This is a genomic window from Paenibacillus sp. FSL K6-0108, from assembly GCF_045040695.1.
Lineage (GTDB): Bacteria > Bacillota > Bacilli > Paenibacillales > Paenibacillaceae > Paenibacillus > Paenibacillus pabuli_B.
The window spans coordinates 3,326,917-3,345,300 of the sequence record NZ_CP150288.1 but is presented as its reverse complement, the minus strand read 5'-3'; the positions used below and the strand labels follow the sequence as shown (position 1 = coordinate 3,345,300).

At 44.5% G+C, this 18,384-nt stretch carries 20 protein-coding genes; 5 read left to right on the top strand and 15 right to left on the bottom strand.

Features of this window, described 5'->3' with window-relative positions; genetic code table 11:
- Window positions 1–101: 101 nt before the first annotated feature.
- From MHB49_RS15335 to MHB49_RS15290, 10 genes are all read right to left on the bottom strand, one after another.
- Window positions 102–917 carry an ABC transporter permease gene (locus tag MHB49_RS15335; RefSeq protein ID WP_247902691.1) on the bottom strand — a complete coding sequence of 272 codons (816 nt, stop codon included), beginning with the start codon at window positions 915–917 and terminating at the stop codon, window positions 102–104.
- Complete coding sequence (locus tag MHB49_RS15330) at window positions 914–1,945, bottom strand: ATP-binding cassette domain-containing protein (protein WP_405156724.1); 1,032 nt, start codon at window positions 1,943–1,945, stop codon at window positions 914–916. Before MHB49_RS15330 ends, MHB49_RS15335 begins: the two co-directional genes overlap by 4 nt.
- 155 nt (window positions 1,946–2,100) lie before the next feature.
- Entirely contained in the window at window positions 2,101–3,501 is a 1,401-nt protein-coding gene (locus MHB49_RS15325; protein ID WP_405156723.1) for a family 43 glycosylhydrolase, read from the bottom strand.
- Between the two features lie 56 nt (window positions 3,502–3,557).
- The gene (locus MHB49_RS15320; protein WP_405156722.1) at window positions 3,558–5,321 is read right to left on the bottom strand and encodes a glycoside hydrolase family 2 protein; all 1,764 of its coding nucleotides are present in this window, start codon (window positions 5,319–5,321) and stop codon (window positions 3,558–3,560) included.
- A gap of 16 nt (window positions 5,322–5,337) precedes the next feature.
- Window positions 5,338–6,240 carry a carbohydrate ABC transporter permease gene (locus tag MHB49_RS15315; protein ID WP_247902688.1) on the bottom strand — a complete coding sequence of 301 codons (903 nt, stop codon included), beginning with the start codon at window positions 6,238–6,240 and terminating at the stop codon, window positions 5,338–5,340.
- A 16-nt stretch (window positions 6,241–6,256) separates the two neighbouring features.
- A complete protein-coding gene (locus MHB49_RS15310) occupies window positions 6,257–7,228 on the bottom strand; it encodes an ABC transporter permease (RefSeq protein WP_405156721.1) in 972 nt (323 codons plus the stop codon).
- Between the two features lie 46 nt (window positions 7,229–7,274).
- A complete protein-coding gene (locus MHB49_RS15305) occupies window positions 7,275–9,005 on the bottom strand; it encodes an ABC transporter substrate-binding protein (protein ID WP_405156720.1) in 1,731 nt (576 codons plus the stop codon).
- 380 nt (window positions 9,006–9,385) lie between these two features.
- Window positions 9,386–10,339: a family 43 glycosylhydrolase gene (locus MHB49_RS15300; RefSeq protein WP_405156719.1), complete on the bottom strand. Its 954-nt coding sequence runs from the start codon at window positions 10,337–10,339 to the stop codon at window positions 9,386–9,388.
- A 162-nt stretch (window positions 10,340–10,501) separates the two neighbouring features.
- Window positions 10,502–11,350 carry a helix-turn-helix domain-containing protein gene (locus MHB49_RS15295; RefSeq protein ID WP_405156718.1) on the bottom strand — a complete coding sequence of 283 codons (849 nt, stop codon included), beginning with the start codon at window positions 11,348–11,350 and terminating at the stop codon, window positions 10,502–10,504.
- On the bottom strand, window positions 11,340–12,299 hold the full coding sequence (locus MHB49_RS15290) for a transcriptional regulator (RefSeq protein ID WP_247902683.1): 960 nt from the start codon (window positions 12,297–12,299) through the stop codon (window positions 11,340–11,342). Before MHB49_RS15290 ends, MHB49_RS15295 begins: the two co-directional genes overlap by 11 nt.
- A 186-nt stretch (window positions 12,300–12,485) precedes the next feature.
- On the opposite strand from MHB49_RS15290, the gene MHB49_RS15285 reads away from it, so the two are divergent.
- The 3 genes from MHB49_RS15285 (at window position 12,486) to MHB49_RS15275 (ending at window position 14,125) form a co-directional block, all read left to right on the top strand.
- On the top strand, window positions 12,486–12,761 hold the full coding sequence (locus MHB49_RS15285; RefSeq protein ID WP_405156717.1) for a hypothetical protein: 276 nt from the start codon (window positions 12,486–12,488) through the stop codon (window positions 12,759–12,761).
- 567 nt (window positions 12,762–13,328) lie between these two features.
- On the top strand, window positions 13,329–13,703 hold the full coding sequence (locus tag MHB49_RS15280) for an IS3 family transposase (protein ID WP_405157146.1): 375 nt from the start codon (window positions 13,329–13,331) through the stop codon (window positions 13,701–13,703).
- A 197-nt stretch (window positions 13,704–13,900) separates the two neighbouring features.
- Window positions 13,901–14,125 carry a hypothetical protein gene (locus MHB49_RS15275; RefSeq protein ID WP_405156716.1) on the top strand — a complete coding sequence of 75 codons (225 nt, stop codon included), beginning with the start codon at window positions 13,901–13,903 and terminating at the stop codon, window positions 14,123–14,125.
- 8 nt (window positions 14,126–14,133) lie between these two features.
- Here the strand turns inward: MHB49_RS15275 and MHB49_RS15270 are convergent, their stop codons facing one another.
- Window positions 14,134–14,418, bottom strand: coding sequence for an SDR family NAD(P)-dependent oxidoreductase (locus MHB49_RS15270; protein WP_405156715.1), 285 nt, complete (start codon window positions 14,416–14,418; stop codon window positions 14,134–14,136).
- A gap of 476 nt (window positions 14,419–14,894) precedes the next feature.
- Here MHB49_RS15270 and MHB49_RS15265 point away from each other — a divergent pair, with 476 nt between their 5' ends.
- Window positions 14,895–15,383: a pyridoxamine 5'-phosphate oxidase family protein gene (locus MHB49_RS15265; protein ID WP_405156714.1), complete on the top strand. Its 489-nt coding sequence runs from the start codon at window positions 14,895–14,897 to the stop codon at window positions 15,381–15,383.
- Window positions 15,384–15,647: 264 nt separating this feature from the next.
- Here the strand turns inward: MHB49_RS15265 and MHB49_RS15260 are convergent, their stop codons facing one another.
- From MHB49_RS15260 to MHB49_RS15250, 3 genes are all read right to left on the bottom strand, one after another.
- On the bottom strand, window positions 15,648–16,037 hold the full coding sequence (locus MHB49_RS15260) for a DUF2231 domain-containing protein (protein WP_405157145.1): 390 nt from the start codon (window positions 16,035–16,037) through the stop codon (window positions 15,648–15,650).
- A gap of 198 nt (window positions 16,038–16,235) precedes the next feature.
- Window positions 16,236–16,679, bottom strand: a complete 444-nt coding sequence (locus MHB49_RS15255) for a hypothetical protein (protein ID WP_405156713.1) — start codon at window positions 16,677–16,679, stop codon at window positions 16,236–16,238.
- Window positions 16,680–16,831: 152 nt separating this feature from the next.
- The gene (locus tag MHB49_RS15250) at window positions 16,832–17,386 is read right to left on the bottom strand and encodes a pyridoxamine 5'-phosphate oxidase family protein (RefSeq protein ID WP_192267447.1); all 555 of its coding nucleotides are present in this window, start codon (window positions 17,384–17,386) and stop codon (window positions 16,832–16,834) included.
- 172 nt (window positions 17,387–17,558) lie between these two features.
- On the opposite strand from MHB49_RS15250, the gene MHB49_RS15245 reads away from it, so the two are divergent.
- A complete protein-coding gene (locus MHB49_RS15245; protein ID WP_405156712.1) occupies window positions 17,559–18,161 on the top strand; it encodes a TetR/AcrR family transcriptional regulator in 603 nt (200 codons plus the stop codon).
- A gap of 82 nt (window positions 18,162–18,243) precedes the next feature.
- Here MHB49_RS15245 and MHB49_RS15240 read toward each other — a convergent pair whose 3' ends face one another.
- Entirely contained in the window at window positions 18,244–18,381 is a 138-nt protein-coding gene (locus MHB49_RS15240) for a hypothetical protein (RefSeq protein WP_405156711.1), read from the bottom strand.
- Window positions 18,382–18,384 lie beyond the last annotated feature (3 nt).

Here is an 18,384-nt window from a genome sequence, read left to right as displayed (position 1 = left end):
TTATACTCCACATTCTGTCAAGAAGGAGACCTTAAACCATGAAGGCATAACGTCTCTTTCCTGACGTCCAACACTTTTCAGCAAAAATTCATCATTTTCAATTACGTTCTGCGCATATATGCACGGACTGTCAACGGTGCAAAAACAGCTACAATAACCACAGCTCCAGCAAGGCTCGTTACCAGATCTGTGCCGACTGTTCCTTGATTCGCCAAATCCCGGACAGCAGAGACCAAATGGGATATTGGATTAGCATTAACAACCCACTGAAGCCAATTTGGCATCGTATCTACCGGAACGAAAGCATTCGAAGCAAAAGTCAGCGGAAACAGCACGAGCATGGAAATCCCTTGCACACTGGACGCTGTACGCGCAATAACACCGAGAAAAGCAAAAATCCAACTGATCGCCCAAGCGCATACAATAACCAGCAGTCCTGCCATGGCAACATGACCTAATCCACCTGCAGGGCTATATCCCAATAAATAGCCGATCGCAAAGGTAAGGAATGTTGCGATGGTATAGCGGATGGTGTCTGCCAGCAATGCACCGGCCAGCGGAGCAATACGTGCTATTGGCAATGATTTGAATCGGTCGAAGACCCCTTTATCCATATCTTCACGCAATTGCACACCCGTAACGACTGAGCTTGTAATTACCGTCTGCACAAGTATACCCGGAATAATGACCAGCAAGTAAGCTTGAATATTTCCCGAGACCGCACCGCCAAAAATGTACGTAAACATCAATGTGAAAATGATCGGCTGTAGGGTAACATCGAATAATTGCTCTGGTGTGCGTCTAACCTTCAATATCCCACGATAAGCCATCGTTAAGGAATTCCGGACGGTTTGCCCTACGCTTGTGTATTTTCTCAGCTTCCGACTTGGATTTTGTTTCGCTATTGTACTGTTCATACTTGCAACTCCTCCACTGCTTTTGTTTCTTGAGACGTATGAGACGCTTTGCCAATCGCATCTTGGCCCGTAATGGTAAGAAATACTTCATCAAGTGTAGGTTTCTGGACACTCATCTCTGCCAGATCAATGTTTGCAGAACGGAAAGCAATCAGGAGATCTGCTGCAATATTCGCATTGGCCATCGGTGCAGTAATCTTCCCTGCTTCCGCCGATACACTGGAATCTGTACGAAGGATCTGCTCGACAATCTGACGAGCGTGTTCAATCCGTGTCGGTTCCTGAATGCGCAGTTGAAGTGACGCCGTGCCAACTGAAGCTTTCAAATCATCCACCGTACCCTCGGCTACAACATGACCCTGATCGATTACGGCAACACGGTCAGCCAGCTGATCCGCTTCATCGAGATATTGCGTTGTCAGAAGCACTGTTGAACCAGTCTTGACCAACTGGCGAATCGTATTCCACATCTGTGCACGTGTCCGTGGGTCAAGTCCAGTCGTCGGTTCGTCCAGAAAGATCAGCGGCGGCTGAGCAATAAGACTTGCCGCCAGATCCAGACGGCGGCGCATGCCTCCCGAGAACCCTTTGATCGGACGTTTCGCCGCATCTGTCAAGCCGAACTCTTCCAGCAGTTCAGCCGTTTTACGCTTCGACTCTGTGCGGCCAAGACCCAACAGTCGTGAAAATATCATCAAATTTTCGTTGGCACTAAGTGACTCGTCAACAGAAGCATATTGTCCTGTAAGTCCAATCAGCTGGCGCACGATATGTGACTCTTTCACCACATCATGCCCAAATATTTTGGCCGATCCTCCATCTGGCCGGAGCAGCGTACCCAGCATACGAATGGTTGTTGTTTTCCCTGCTCCATTCGGACCAAGCACGCCGTAGATCGTACCTGCCTTCACGTTCAGATTTACACCATCCACTGCACGCTTATCTCCAAATATTTTTACAAGCCCCTCTGCTTCAATGGCCCAATCTCCAAGTTCATTACCTGTTGTTCTTTGCTGTATGTTTGTCAATTGTGGTTCCTCCCATATCGTTGATAGGGGAAGAATAACGTACTTTTATGAACTGAATATGAATGGAAACGAAAGTTTGTTTTCAACTTCAAAATCACAAAACCCTGCCAGCGTCCCAATGGACACCAGCAGGGTTCGGATCTGTGTATCATTTTCTAATTGGCAGGTTTGATATCAAAAAAGTCCAGTTCACCATACCCTTCCCCTTTGGAAAAGCGGATTTTGTTTACACCAGCCTTGAGCTGAACTCTCGCTGTAGACAGGCCCCAATTCTCCCATCCCTTGTTCGTAATGTAGAAAGGGCTGGCTGTACCTCCATTCACACTCAACAGAAGGTTGGACCAGTTGCCGCCTGTGGTGCCATTCGCGGTCCTTGCCAGGAGAATATATGGGCCTGCAGTTGCTGCATTGACGTTAAATTCAACATAGCTGTCCGCCGTATCCATATGGCCCGCTTTCATACCGCCAGAACCGGAAGGACTTTGAGATGCGTAAGCGATTCCCCCAAAGATTCCCTCTTCACCCTCATATCGAACGATTGATTTTTCTCCCGAAGGCAGGTCAATAGGGGCATTGGGATTCACCGGTGCACCCAGATTCGGGGTATTGTCAGCATTCCAGGTGAACTTCTGCAAGCGGATCTCACGGTTCCATCCGGAATTATTGAATTTCGCTGTGTGGTACATGATCCAGTCCTCAGTTCCATCAGGCGATTTTGTAAAGGAATGATGGCCCGGACCATACAAGCCGTTGCCGGATTGAAAGATAGGTTGACTGCGCTTTCTCCATGATGCCGGATTCAGCAGATTACTTGAGGCACTGGCGGTAATAAGCCCAAGACAATAGTCATTGGTCCAGCTGCCACTTGCCGAATACACAAGACTAATCACACCGTTTCGTACGATCACCTGCGGTCCTTCATTTACATTTGGGGAATGATTGGTTTCCCAGGCGTAGGTTGGTCGTGCTATTTCTACACGATTCGAATCAATGGTCCAAGGATTGCTCATGTGGGCAATGTATAGATTCTGCCTTACATTCGTATCCCCTTCCCAGCCCGACCAGATGAAGTAGAGCTGTCCGTTTACCTGTAATACTGTCCCGTCAATGGCCCACTTGTTGGTGGGGTCGGTGATCTGCCCTTTGTATTGCCAAGTCCCCTGTGTGGGATCAGCTGATGTATTTTCCATCACATACATGCGATGATTGACGTTGTCTCCATCATCCTTGGCATAATAGATGTACCATGCACCGTTGATGTAATGAAGCTCAGGTGCCCAGATGCCGCAGCAGCCGGTATTCACCACTGTGGTTGGAGCCGCATCAATGGTTGTTAATTGAGCTGACTTCCAGATGGTAACGTTACCACCGGTTGTTTTCGTAAAATAATAAAATCCGTCTGTGTGCTTGTAAACCCATGGATCTGCTCCATCCTGCATCACAACATTATAGAAGTTATTCTGAACGGTAGCTGCATGCATCGTCTGTCCCATGGGAAAAATAAGAAATGCACACAAGGCCAGCAACAATTTGTTCCTGTAATTTATTATCTTCATCTATAGTCACGCTCCTTATCGGATGATGGATCATGCACGCAACCAACCTTTAATGTTCAATCTTCTATTGCAGCCTTGCGGGAATTGATGCGACGAATCGTTTCCGGGTCGAATTTGGGACGGCGGTCATACGTGTACAGTCCATTCACTTCCTGTTCCACATCATAGAGCTGAGTATAACAAAAACCGAACATCTTCGGATGGTCCAGCAGAACATTGGTTAATCCCTCATAACGTGCAATGAAAGCTTCTTCGGATTGCGGTCTGTCTCCATAACCCCAAGCTTTCTCATCATGCTGATCCGGATTCCACCAGATACCACCATACTCGCTAATAAAATAAGGCTGCCCTTCATATGTCTGTCGTTCCGGAAAGGTATTGAACACTTCCCCGCCGCTTTTCATCGGTTCATATCTGGCTCGGAACGTTTCCGGGTTCTGATCATAGTCATGCAAATCAAAGATATCCGTTACCACATGAAAGTTGCCGCTGGTATCAATGACCGGACGTGTCGGGTCCATACGTTTAGTCATCTCATAGACAATTCGGAGCACGTCGTCATCCTGCCGGGTTCCATTACGATCCCACGTTTCATTGAACGGACACCACCCGACAAGTGATGGATGATTGAAGTCACGTTCCATGCCTTCCATCCATTCCGGCAGGAACCGCGCGAGACTTTCGGTCGTTGTGATATCCTGTCCCCAGTTGGCATGTTCTCCCCATACCAGATATCCAAGCTGATCCGCCCAATACAGGAAACGTGGCTCAAACATCTTTTCATGCAATCTCGCGCCATTAAAGCCAAGCTCCATGGAGATCTCGATGTCCTTGCGCAGATCCTCGTCACTTGGTGCCGTGTAGATGCCATCCGGGTAAAAACCCTGATCCAGCACAAGCCGTTGAAAAACGGACTTTTCATTGATTCGGAATGCCATGCCGTCCAGCCTCACTGTCCGCAGTCCGAAATACGATGTAACCGTATCGCTCGTCTGATTCTGCCCATCCAGATTCAGTTCCAAGTCATACAGTTTGGCGTTCCCCGGCTCCCATAAGTGGATTTCGGATAATGGAATAGTAAGCTTTACAACAGGTCCATGAACAACGGCCGTTACCGATCCCACATCCTTACCGTCAAAGCGGGCAGTTGCAGCCAGTTCCCCTCCAGCAGCGTTACCCCCTATTTGCACGTCCAGGTGCACGCATGCATTATCCGGATCAGCGGCGACTTTCATGTCGGACAGATACACCTCCGGCACCTGCTCCAGCCACACCGTTTGCCAGATGCCGGTTGTCCGCGTGTAATCGCAGCCGTGCGAATGGAATCGTTCGCTCTGTTTGCCTCGCGGCTGAAGCCCGGAACGCACATCGTCTTCCGCATACACCGTGACGACATTTGTTCCCGACGACACATGGGATGTGATATCAAAGTGAAATGACGAATAACCTCCCCGGTGCCTTCCAACGGCTTTTCCATTGACCCAGATCTCGGCTTCGTAATCAACAGCCCCAAAATGAAGCAATATGCGTCCATTCATCCAGGTATCCGGGATCGAGAATTCTCTTTTGTACCATACAGCTGCCATAAAATCGGTATAGGCCACACCGGACAGCTTACTCTCTGGACAGAACGGAACAATGATTGTTCCAGACAGGGGATGTTCGGGCTGCTCATAACCGCGCTCTTTTCCACTTTTGCCATGATCCATCTCAAATTGCCAGGATCCATTCAGATTGATCCAATTGCTTCGTACCCATTGAGGGCGAGGGTATTCCGGGCGTGGTGTCAGTTGTGTCAATGTCATCTTGTCTTTATTCATACGTAAATCACTCCTATTAGCCTTTGATTGAACCGATGTATACTCCTTTGACAAAGTACTTTTGCAGGAAAGGGTATACCATCAGTATTGGAATGGTGGACACAACAATGGTGCAATATTTGACCAGTTCCCGATAAGCGGTTGAACTGCCAGCACTATCAATCACTACTCCGCTTGCACTACCCATGGTAGTTGCAGTGGAGTCATTTGCTACCAGAATTTCTTTCATTAACAGCTGCAGCGGAAATTTGTCCCGGTCCTGCAGCAGCACCATGGCATTAAACCAGGAATTCCAGTTGCCAACCAGATAATAGAGGAAAATGACCGCCAGGGTGGCTTTGGATAGTGGCAAAATCACATACATCAGTATTCGTGCCTGACTCGCCCCATCAATGGTCGCTGCCTCTTCCAGTTCCAGCGGAATCGCCTGAAAGCCGGTCCTCAGAATGATGATGTTCCACGTACTCAGCGCCGTAGGCAGAATCATCGCCCACAGATTGTTGAACAGGCCAATATCTTTCATTAAAAGGAACCACGGAATCAGTCCGCCTCCAAAGAACATCGTAATTGTGATGACAATCATGATCGCATTTTTAAAATACAAATCACGTCTGGACAAGACAAAAGCTCCCATAATGGTCATGACCATATTGATAAAAGTGCCTAGACCCACGTAAATTAACGTGTTTTTATAACCCACCAGGAGACTGTTATCCTTAAAAATCAGCTTATATCCATCCAAAGTGAAGCCCAGTGGTTTAAGTAGAAGTCCCTTATGCGCCACTAATCGAGCCGGATCACTAAAGGAAGCAAACACAATATGCAAAATGGGATATAGACAGGCCAGCGTCAACAGGGTCAGCAGCGAATAATTGAAGATGTCAAACATTCGGTTGCCCATCGTTTTGCGATATTTCATTTCAGTTTACCCCTCCCTACCATAAGCTGACCTCAGAGTGGCGTTTGGCAATTCGGTTCGTCGCCCAAAGCAAAGCGAAATTGATGATTGCGCTCAACAGTCCAACAGCTGTGGAATAGCTCAGACTTGCTTCCCTTAACCCTCTTCGATATACGTAAGATGCAATGACATCGGCGGTATCATAGGTCAACGGATTATATAGAAGGATAATTTTCTCGTAACCGGATGCCATCAGGCCGCCGATTGCAAATATGAACAGAATGACGATCACCGGGCTGATTTGGGGCAACGTAATATGCCACATCTTTTTGATTCTCCCTACGCCGTCCATATCCGCTGCTTCGTACAACGTAGGATCGATCGTACTCATCGCAGCCAGATAAATGATGCTCTCCCACCCGATACTCTGCCAGATTCCCGAAAAGATATAAATGGTCCTGAACATGGAGGAGTACCCCAGCAGTGAACTGTATTCCTTGCCTGTGATGAACTGCAATACCTGGGTAATAATACCTTCATCAGCAGTAAAGATATGAATCATGCCGCAGACAACGACGAGTGAAATGAAGTGAGGCATGTAGGTAATGGTCTGTACGACTTTTTTGAATCTGCTGTTCCGGGCTTCATTCAGCATTAATGCCAATAGGATCGGGGCCGTAAAACCAAATACAATGCCCCACACATTTAACAGCAGCGTGTTCTTGACCACTCTCCAGAAATAAGGACCCTGGAAAAATTCTATAAAATGTTTGAACCCAACCCACTGGCTATCTGCGAAGCCAAGAAGCGGCTTGAAATCCTTAAAGGCAATCAGCACGCCCCACATCGGTCCGTAACAAAAGACGAGAAACCAAGCGATCACCGGGATCGCCAGCATGTAGGCAAACCAGTTCTTTTTAAAATCCTTTTTGATGATTTGACCGGTATTTTTGCGCTTGGGGTTGATCATCCCACTGCGCAGCTCCCTGTTTTTTCGTACAGTCAGCATCTCATAGGCACCTCATTTCTAACTGCTCACTGCTCAGAAATTCATGCTACCTTTGGTTATACCGATCCAGCGCTGCCTGATGGATACTCAGGAATTCATCCAGCCCCATCTTTTTGGCATCGGTTAGAAACTTGTCATATGCATCAACCTGAAGTTCGCCCATGATGATTTTGGCAAAATACTCACCCCGCAGCGTGGACAACTGGTTGCCCAATTCAGCTTCTCGTGATGCTTCTTCCTGAGTAAACGTGATTGGCGGCATCGCCATGCTCGTATCCATGTTCTCTGTCCACTCTTTCCGAATGTTTCCGGAGTAGCTGCCTTTGGCCACAATTAGTGGATTGGAATTATGCTCGTCACGAATGGCTGGCCAGGAGTGCATGCGGTACTTCAACAAAGTCGTCGCAACAGGCTGGCCCTCAGGGTCTTTGTAAATGTAGCTGTCTTCTGGGAAGTATGGTTTTCCATTCTCATCAATCAAATGAACTGTTCCATATTCGCCGTAATTGAGAATTTCCCAGCCTTTTTTGCTGTAGTTAAAATCAAGCCAAGCCATTGCGGCTTCCACGTCATCACATTGCGTGGTAATTGCCGCTGTGGTCCCTGTTCGTTTGAAGTTCTTGTAGGTTGTTGCTGATTTATCGCCTTTGTTCAGGACAGGATTAAGTGCGCCAACAAAATCGATATCGTTCTGCTGCTTCCAGTAACTCCACATGGTATCGGGTGAATCCATCATGACTGCGGTTTTGTCCGAGATTGCGCTTGCCATCCTTTGGTTAAAGTCTGCGGTGGCCCAATCCCGATTAAGCAAGCCCTCTTTGTTCCACTGCTGCATCGTTGTCAGGTATTCCTTGGCTTTTGGTTGCGCAGGGCCCCAGGCGACCTTTCCATTTGCATCGAGGAATGTCCAGTCCCATACGCCGTATGCGCCGTTAATAATGCCCGTAAAGACCTGACCATAAGAAGATCCGTAATTCAGCGGTTCAGCAAATCCAACTTCCTTGCTTTTTGTCAAAAAGGTGTGCCATTCCTCAATCGTGGTCGGTACTTCCAATCCCGTCTTTTCCAGTGCTTCCTTCTTGATTAACGTACCGAACCAAGTCCATTCGGAATACGGTGCAATTCCGTAAAAACCGAGCAGTTTACCGCTATCGGTAACGGTCGTTTTTCTTCTCGTCTCATCAGAGTTCCGCCATGCTGAATAGTTGGGAGCATGGGTCTCCATCAAGTCGGTGAGATCCTGATAAGCTCCGTCATTCAAACCGGCTTCAAGACCTCCCGGATATCGTTCAGGATTGATAATGATATCGGGCAGCTCCCCAGACGAAATCATCAAGGTAAAGGCATCTGCCTCCTGCCCCACGGGTGGTGTGATGAAGTTGACCTTGATTCCGGTTAGCTGCTCTACCTGCTTTTGCACGGCATGTTTGTTCATATCGGGGATATTGGGATTGGCTGGCATCCAAACGTCCAGCGTGACATCTTTCTTATAGGGATACGCTGAGTAATCGTTCGGGATGGTTTCTTCGTACAGATCCCCCAAGTAGGTGTCATTTAACGTTTGATTGACTTCGTCTGCCTGCTCCGGTGTTGGATTTTTGTTGCCGCGAATGTCCTGACTTATATCCTCAAATGTGACGTTATTCCTCTCTTTGGCAACCTCTTTCTCCTGCGATACTGCTTCTCCCGCATCATTTCCGCTACTGCATGCTGCAGTAGAAAGCATAAGCACCGATACCAATAACAGACTGTATAGCCGCTTTGTGAATTTCACCATATTCATCCCCCGCTACGAATTTGAAATTCTCCCCAGAACGATATTGATCTGATTTGTTATTTTCTGTATTCGAATCAAAGTATAGTTACATAATAATTAGATGTCAACGCTTTCAATTTACTTTTTTGTAACAAAAAATAGTAGTAATTCTTGCTTCCTTTTCCATCAAGCAGCATGGCGTACTCAGATAACTCACTGGAACACATCGTCAAATTACTGCTTTTATGCGATATTCATTCACTTTAAAACCAATACAAAACATTGCTTTATGCACCTGATGAACGCATGCGTTTTCACCAAAGCATTAATTTCCTTCGTCTTTAGTTACAAAATAATTGTAACTAAAGACATACCAATACATCATTCTCGCTTCTTCTGATTTACTCTCCCGATGGAAGTTGAAGCGCATGATCATCACTGAAAGGTACACCGAAATCAGGTGTTCCATCCGTGTTCCATTCAAATTTTTGAATGCGTGTTGCCCGTAAACCGGTATCTGCACCTGGTGCAGGAAGGGCATGATATACGATCCAATCCTCCAGGCCATCTGGTGAGGTTGTAAAGCTGTTGTGCCCCGTGGCATATACACCATTCGCCGTATTCTTCCGAAAAACAGGTTGCGGGGACTTGGTCCAGGACGAGGCCAGCATCGGATCATCTTCTTCATTCATGGTCAGCATGCCAAGTGCATAGTCTTCCGACCAGGTTGTGCTTGCGGAGAAGATCAGAAAAACTCGTCCATTACGATGCAGCGTAACCGGGCCTTCATTAATGGCCATTCCACCCTGCTTTTCCCAAGATAGGGTAGGCGCTGTTAACAGCACATGGTCACCTGTCAGCCTGTAAGGATTAGACATCCGCATGATATAGATCGCTGAGCCATAGTCCGGAAAATGACCGTAGCCAGCATACAGAAAATAGAGCTGACCATCCAGTTTCAGCACGGTACCATCCAAACCGGGGACAGGAGTGTCCAGTGACCCCTTCCACACCCAATCGCCGTCCATGGGATTCGGACTTTCATTCTCCAGCACACAAATCCGCCGTGAATCGTCCCCTCCCCCATCATTGGCGGTATAGTAAATGTACCATTTCCCATTCAAAAAATGGATTTCCGGTGCCCACAAATGATAACTGTAACGCCCGCCAGGCTCCGGTGTCCAAATGATTTTCCGAATCCCTTCGTCAATTTGCGATAATCGCGAGGACTGAATCAGCTCCAGGTAATTAGAGCGTGTACGCATAAAATAATAATTACCATCGGAGTGCCTATAGACCCAAGGGTCTGCGGATTGCAGTGCCACCGGATTACAAAAAGTTGTCCTGTTCGTCATCTCTGCTCTCTCCCTTCAATGTCGTGCTATTTTCTATTATCTGGCAGGATTCATTTACACACAATTGTGAAAACGCTTAAATCAGGGTGAAAAAAAAGACAACCTTCAAGCGATATCGTCGGTCGAAAAAAACCGTCCGCAGACGGTTTTCCTGTGGAAGCTTTATTGAAGGTTCTGCATCCGCCATTCCAGTGGGGTAACCCCAACAGATCTGACAAAATAATCATAAAATCTGCTGGACGAAGTGAACCCTACTTCCGAAGATATCATTTCAACTGCCTTGTTGGTTTGTTGTAACAACCGTTTGGCTTCCATTAGACGAAGATTAATAATGTATTGCTTCGGAGAAACCCCAACCGTTTCCGTAAATTTCTTCCGCAGATTGCTTTCCGACAGAAAATGTCGAGAGGCCAATTCACTAACCGTAATCGGCGTGTAGTAAGATGAATGGATTTCTTTCAACACTTCCTGAATAATGCCTTGACCCGTTGGATCGTTCACAGCATGGGGAGCTTCAAGTGAGCAATTTCGCTGGAACAGTAGCAGTGTAGTCTCCAGCGCCAGACGTATTAAATGACTGGAGTCAACACTCTGCTTGTCTTCAGACCTCCACTCCTTCTCCAATTCAGCTAAACTGATATCTGCCCAGCGAAGACTGTCTTGATTTAGATGGGCAAGCTGAATGCGATTTCTGTAATGGTCCTGCTCATTAAAAAGATATCGACAATGCACGGGCAGGTGGTCATGGTAATAATGTACGGAAATACCCTGCCATGGCTCGGTACACACATAACCGTGATACAACCCTGGCGGGATCATAATGAGGTCACCCGCAACCACTTTGACATTCTGCTCCGGTGAACTGTAATACCCTTCTCCTTCCAGTATAAGTGTCAGCTCATCATAAGCATGTGAATGGGACTTGAATAGACCTTCACCCTGTTCCAGTTGAAACAAATTCGGTTTAAAACGCTCGATACTCACGATAAATGGAGTACCATTATTTCGCATATCTCGCATCCTTTTCACCCGCATTCATCGTATACCTTACCTGCATAATAATGTTCTGTTCGTGATCCCCGAACTCATTGCCAAACAGGTTCATGCCTCCCTGGTGCCTCGCATCCGGATCAATTCCAATGCGTAATCTTAACTTGGGTTTATCATCAAGTTGAAGATCTGCCAGGGACACATCCGAAATTTTCTCCTTGTCCAGCATGGTATTATTACAGTCCACACGCCATTTTTTGAGGATGCCGTATTGGGTGGAACCATCTGGCCACCATGCCGGATTCCGTTTCCCCCGGCGGTCGCCCAAATCTCCGGGACTTGTCCACATTCCGATCTCAGTACCATTTACCCAAACGGAAATATCCGACGGCCAGTCATTGTTATAGGTCGCTACTTCAGAACAGATTTCCATGGACAATTCCAAAGCTTCAATCGTTGCGCCTTGTGGAATATCCATCGGAAGCAAATATTCCAAATATCCTTTTGCCAGCCAGATGATCTGAGCATCAATATGTTTGGGGTGATAAAAGCTTGCCGGGTCGTCTTCCTTCAGAATCATGTCCTCCATGCTCGCCATGCCGCATGTTGGAGCAACTTCACAGTCGCTGTAATGTCCGATCGGCATCTGAACTTCATAGACATTCGTATCCCGTGTGAGAAAAGAATTCACATGATTCAGGGCAATATGAATATCATCATAATTGCGGCTGCAAACCTTCATGGCCCCACGAGAGGCCGGGAGCATTTCGGTATGTATTAAATGGGCCGCCTCCAGCACTTTAATATGGTTGGCTACCGTTGACACTGGCAAGTTAAGTGCTTCGGCAATTTCAATAATGTTTAATTTGTTGGCATTTAAAAGCTGGAGAATGTCAATCCGGGAACGAGTCGACAGGGCGTGTGTTACAGTTACGAGTTTTTCCGGGTCGTTAAAGCTGAGTTCCAGCACGTATTTGCTCTCCTTTGGAAAATATGAATTAAAAATAATTCTACTGAATAAGAGGAATAAACACAATGTTGCCATGCTTAGTCGTTCTTTCGAAAGAAATCATTTGAGAACATTTTCCACGTAATCTTTCCTATTACGAAGGCAATGAATAGAAGTAATCTGTATTCTTGGGAGAGGAAGGTTAGCGTGATAAGTGAAATCAACAGCTGGATCAGGCATATTGCTTCTAACTATATATTGATTATTGCGGCAGCTGTCATTTTCTTCGCGATTAAGGGTGTAATTGGATTCTATACTTACAAACATTACAACAAACAATTGGACCATCTTTACCATAAAGTCGATCTACTCATTAAAGAGCAACAGATTCTCGCTCAGCAGTTTTCCTTTCCTAACGGAAACCAAGATATGACGCAAAAAGAAGACCACTTCGAGTCTTCATCGCAAACGCCTCTAATGTGATCTTCTCATATGATATGTATGGTTGTTCTTATAAAAGCCGTAGATCGGATGCTGTATGGTATTATCCCCTTTAAGTAGACACTTAAAAAAACCTTCATGTTATCATGAGGGTTCAAGTGACACTTGGAGGGGATATTTTCATGGCAATAAAAGGGCAAACATTTCAGACGTATACCGAAGAATTTAAATTGAATACAGTTAGATCATATGACGAAGGTACTTCAAGTTACAAGGTGGTCTCTGAGAGCGAAGGGATTCGAATCTGTTCACAACTATAGGTGTGGGTGAAAAGTGGGAAAATAGAGAGCGTTCAATGAGCGAAAAAACAGTGTCCTGAATCTACTGAAGGGACGCCCCCGTACAACCTTTGGCAGCGTGGAGGAAGAACGAGATTATCTCCAAGCACAGGTGGGGTATTTAAAAAAAGGTATCCAAATCTAGTAAAGAAGAAGCGCTGAGCCAGCGGGAAACTACGCTATCCTATATGAACTACGGTCCTTGCATGGCATTACACGCCTATTATCCATTACAGCAATACCCCGTTCCAGTTACTACAAATGACGAGCAATACAGCCGCAGCGAGACGCTAGACAAGACCGTGAGCGTGAGATCAAAGAACACATGATGGCTATTTATTTGACCAACCGAGAGTTTAGTTATCCTCGCATGAGAACGGCGTTGTGGGAGGCTGGTCTGAACGACAATCACAAGAAAGTATGGCGAATCATGCGGGAACTATCGATCCAATCGGTGATTCGCAAGAAGCGGAAGAAGTCCAGCTATACGCCATCTGTCCTCTATCCGAATCGCCTGAAGCGCCAATTTCATGCGACAGCACCCCAGCAAAAAATGGTGACGGATATTACCTATATTTCGGATGCGAGCGCTTTCGTTTACCTGTCTGTGATTCAAGACTTGTTCAATAACGAGATTGTAGCTTGACAGTTATCTAAACGGAACGATGTCCAGCTCGTATTGGATACGGTGGAACAGTGGACACAAAAAAGAGACGTTTCGGAAGCTGTACTCCATTCGGATCAAGGCTTCCAGTACACGTCTGAGGCGATCAACTCACGATTAGAAGGATTCGGCGTCAGGGCAGCCACTCTCGCAAAGCAACCTACCTGGATAACCATGCGTTGAATCCTTCTTTTCGCATCAGACGCTTTCAATCCAGACTTAAACAGCGCGCACCGATACCTCTTGAAGCTTTCATTGAAGGAGTTATAACATTACTCGGTACGGAAGCAGACGAAATTCTAGTAGAAGAAACAAAAATGATGCGTAATAATCAGGGCCCGAATGAAGGAGCCTTTGTAACCCAGGTTAACGATATGATGACTCAGGCACCTACAGATCATTAATTCGATCCTTAGGCTGTGAAACTCAATACCATGAAGTAAAAAAAGCCCGCAAGCGGATTGTCTTTGAGATCTGTCATGAGTTCTGTTTGAACCCCAGGTGGAATGATTTTTAACACTTTTACTGTTGTATCTTTAAGCAAATAACGTTGAGACAACGTATAGGAATGGAGCGCTGCTTTGGTGGCCGAATATACAGCGTTCGTTGCTAGCGGAACGAATCCAAGCGCAGAAGTCGTGTTAATGATTACGGCCTCTTCTTTGGACTTCAAATGTTCGATTAATGAAGAAGTCATCCATTATTCCACAAACCTGCCCGTTAGTTTAATGAGTTAACTGGCAAAATAATAATAGATACATGTCTAATCGGAAATGGGAATATGTTCTTGTCCCTCGACAGTGGTGTGTACGATATCATCTACTGGATATCTCCTTGAGAACTTTCATGCTGATAAGGACATTCGAATTTATTAAGTATCGATTCATTTTTACTTAAATAATGATACTCAATGCTGCTGAAAGAAGTGTTCTCATCAAAATTGTATTTAAAAGCAACACTGGGAAAAGACTCAATTTCCTTCCAAGAGGATACGATAATTTCTTTGCTCCTCTTTCCTGCTAACTCTAACCTAGTACAGAAGAAATTTTCACTGAACTGCTTGATTAATTTCTCAAGAACCCAGGAAAGTTTTCCTTGCTGAGGTGTTTGATTGAGCTTAGCGTGGGAAATAATGAAATCTATACTCTATACATTGAAAGGAGGAATCTGAAGATGAATCCAACCTCAGACAATCAGGAAGCGGTTGAGAAGGTTCAGGAACTGATCAAAGACATTGACATCGCAATGCTTACAACGATATCCGAAAAAGGGCTCGTTTCTCGACCCATGAAGACCCAGGATGTCGAGTTCGACAGCAACCTATGGTTTTTGACTAAAAAAGATACTAGCAAGTTTCATGAATTGCTTCACAACCAACAAGTCAACGTCGCGTTTGTGGGTAAATCTTTCGTCTCCATCCGTGGTAACGCGGAACTCGTAGAAAGTTCAGAGAAGGTAAAAGAGTTCTGGAACCCGGCCTACGAAAAAATACTTGAAACGACGTATGACGACCCAAACCTCGTTCTCATCAAGATCATAGCTGAAACTGCCGAGTATTGGGATTCCGGCAACAAATTCAAGATGGTCCAATTTATGTTCCGTAGGCTGCTGGGTAAAAATACGGAAGGGACAGATATCAATCAGATCGTGGAATTGAATTAGCTTGGTTATAAATAATTGATGAAGAGAATGCCCATCATGCAATAGGTGATAGGCATTTTACTTTTTTTACTCTCTGTGAAGAACAAATTGATCCTAAACCCTAAATGACCATCAGTCCTTCAATCAGTATCAATCTGTTTCTTCATCTAGCTTCCCCAGTTATCCTCAAAGCTTCTCTCAGATTTGATGGAAAATGTTTTTTGTGACACTTCCGTCCCTCAGAAGAACCCAACTTTTATAGGAGGGAAACGATCCTATTAAGAACTATGGATATACAAGTTGACCACCGAAATGCCCAGTCATGATTAGCATAACAAGCCCTGTGAATGACAAAACGAACAAGATTCCTCTTATAAAAGTAGAAGGATTTTTTTTCTTAATACTACTGTATTGAATTAAAAGTGTTAAAGCAAATATGATGAGTGTGAAGATTCCAAACATTTGATGTTTAGTTATCGTTTCTGATACATTCGTAAATGTCTTTACTGCGTAATCTACACTGTTGAAACCAGAAATGACAGCAGCAATCAAGAAAACAAATCCTCCTACTAATGAATAATTTGCTAATCGCCTATAGAAGTCAGATCCCCAGAAGGAAATCCATAAAGATATGACACCCACTAATAACAGCACTATAGGGAAATGTATAATCATTGGATGAAACTGCATAGTACTTCTCATTCCTTTCTTAAATGCTAGGATTCGATTCGACATGGGGTCTCCGACAACGAATCAAAAATGATCACTCCACATTCCTAAAGAAAGAGGGCCTTTAAACGGCCCCTTCGTAAGGAATCTATCCTCACACATCCACTCCGGAGACTTTAATTGAAATGTCAATTAAGGAAGACCTTATCTATTGATTTTCAATTTTCCGGTAAGTACAAATCCGTCCCTCATGCTCATACTCATTAGGAATAGGTTGAAACTACCGCATATGATTTCAATTAGTTGAACCAATAAGAATTTTACTCCAAATTGACCCGTTGAAGCCCACATATCAAGCAATATAGCAGACGGTATCATAATTAATACACCAATCAAGGCAATAAATGGCATACGCTTCTTTTTCTTATCAATAATCTTTCCTTTCCTACCCCGAGATATTTTGAAGCCCGTTGCCCCAGTTATCGCCATGGCAGGAATCAAAATAATCAATCCTGGTAGAACAATCAAACTTTTTAGTCTAGCAATCGTTTCATGACTACAGAATAAATCTACTATAATAGTTGAAATAAGAAAAACAGCTATACATAGAATCGATATAATGCTAGCAAACGCATGTAGTTTCTTCATTTAGTAGGAAGCTCCTATTCTGAATTATAAATATTGCGGTTACGGATGTAATCATCAGAAACTAGCCTCTTGGCTTTTAAAATATTCAAAGTAAAAAAATATAGATAGCATGAGTCCCATTTTCTCAAATTTCTGAATCTCAGTTAGAGGCGTTACACCTGTTGCCGATAGTCTACTGATACCAACGGACGCTTGCCTGATTGATCCATCCACGTACCGTATAGAACATCTACTCGTATGCAAGGCTGTTTTTCAAGCGGTAAATGTTCAGTGAATTCATAACCTGGCTTACTTCTTTGAGCTGCCAGTGCTTTTTTAACTTCCTCTGGGTCAGTGATAATTTGGGCAATCCCCATAAATTGAAATGCCTTTGCCTGCTTTCTATTTTCATATCCTGTTAAATTATATATTGATAATGCTACCTGGGAATTCACACTGATGTTATGCAACTTTCTCGTTCCTGGAACAGAAAACAGATAAAACACAGGTCTTTGTTCTTGATCTGTAACTGTGGCAAAATGCATAGCATGAATAAGTGGCCAACTATTAGGAGTTAACGTTGCCAGATTAGCAACCTCTTGTGCTTCTAAAAAGTCCAAAATGTCTTGTTTGATTTCATTTTCCAATTCTTGTTTAACTAACTTAGGCATAAGATCTTTCTGTTCCAATCTGTTTTCAATCCAATACGTTGATTTACTATTTCCCATAATCTGCACCTCCGATAATTAAACTGTACTGTACAGTTTAATTATAATGAAGAGAATACCAACCGTCAATATGTTCCTCCTGCTTACGGGATAACGCTTCTTATTTGACGATGTTGGTTTAGAAATCTATAATGAGATCAGAAATTTGTAGATTATATAGGGAGCGGTTTCTTTGAGAACAAAAAGTGAAGACAAGAGAAAAGCAATAATCGATGCTGCATTACAATTGCTAAAGAAAAGCGCTTCATATGAAGTATCCATGTCCGATATTGCTGCGCGTGTCGGTGGTTCCAAAGCAACTTTGTATAACTATTTTTCATCAAAACAAGAAGTCTTTGTAGAATTGGTCAAACAGTCCGTTCAACCCGAATTAGCGACCATAAAGTCCATATTGTCAGAAAATGATGATCTTAATATAGTGTTACAGAATTTCGGGGAACATTATTTGCATCAACGGTGTAGCCCGGATACAATTGCTATTAACCGGATGCTAATTGCTGAGTCCACACGCTCTGACATTGGAATGTTATTCTTTGAAGAGGGACAAAGGAAAATTCACGATATGTTGTCTGTACTTTTTGAGAAAGAAATGAATGCTCACAAGATAAAAAAGAGAGATACAAAGACGGTTGTGTCACACTATATAGCTTTAATCGAATCGGAGCTAGTGGAAAACTGTATATTTGGCTTTATTGAAGATCCATCCGATGCTCAAATCAAAGTATGTGTTGAGCGAGCTGTTAGTGCTTTTTTGGATTCGTATTTATCAAATTAAGTTATTGAAAATAAAGTACTAGTACTAGTTATAACATGTTGACACGCCAGCAAAAGGGATTTGCTCGAAGCCTAAAGCTTTGCTAGTTATAAAAGGTCGCCTCTAACAGCTCAAACATGATGTGTGAGAACTGTTGATGCCGCTCCGATTCAGACTCTTCTGTTTGCCCCTGCTTGTCCCATTGCATCAGATCTATGATGGTTAACAACCTTTCACTCATGGA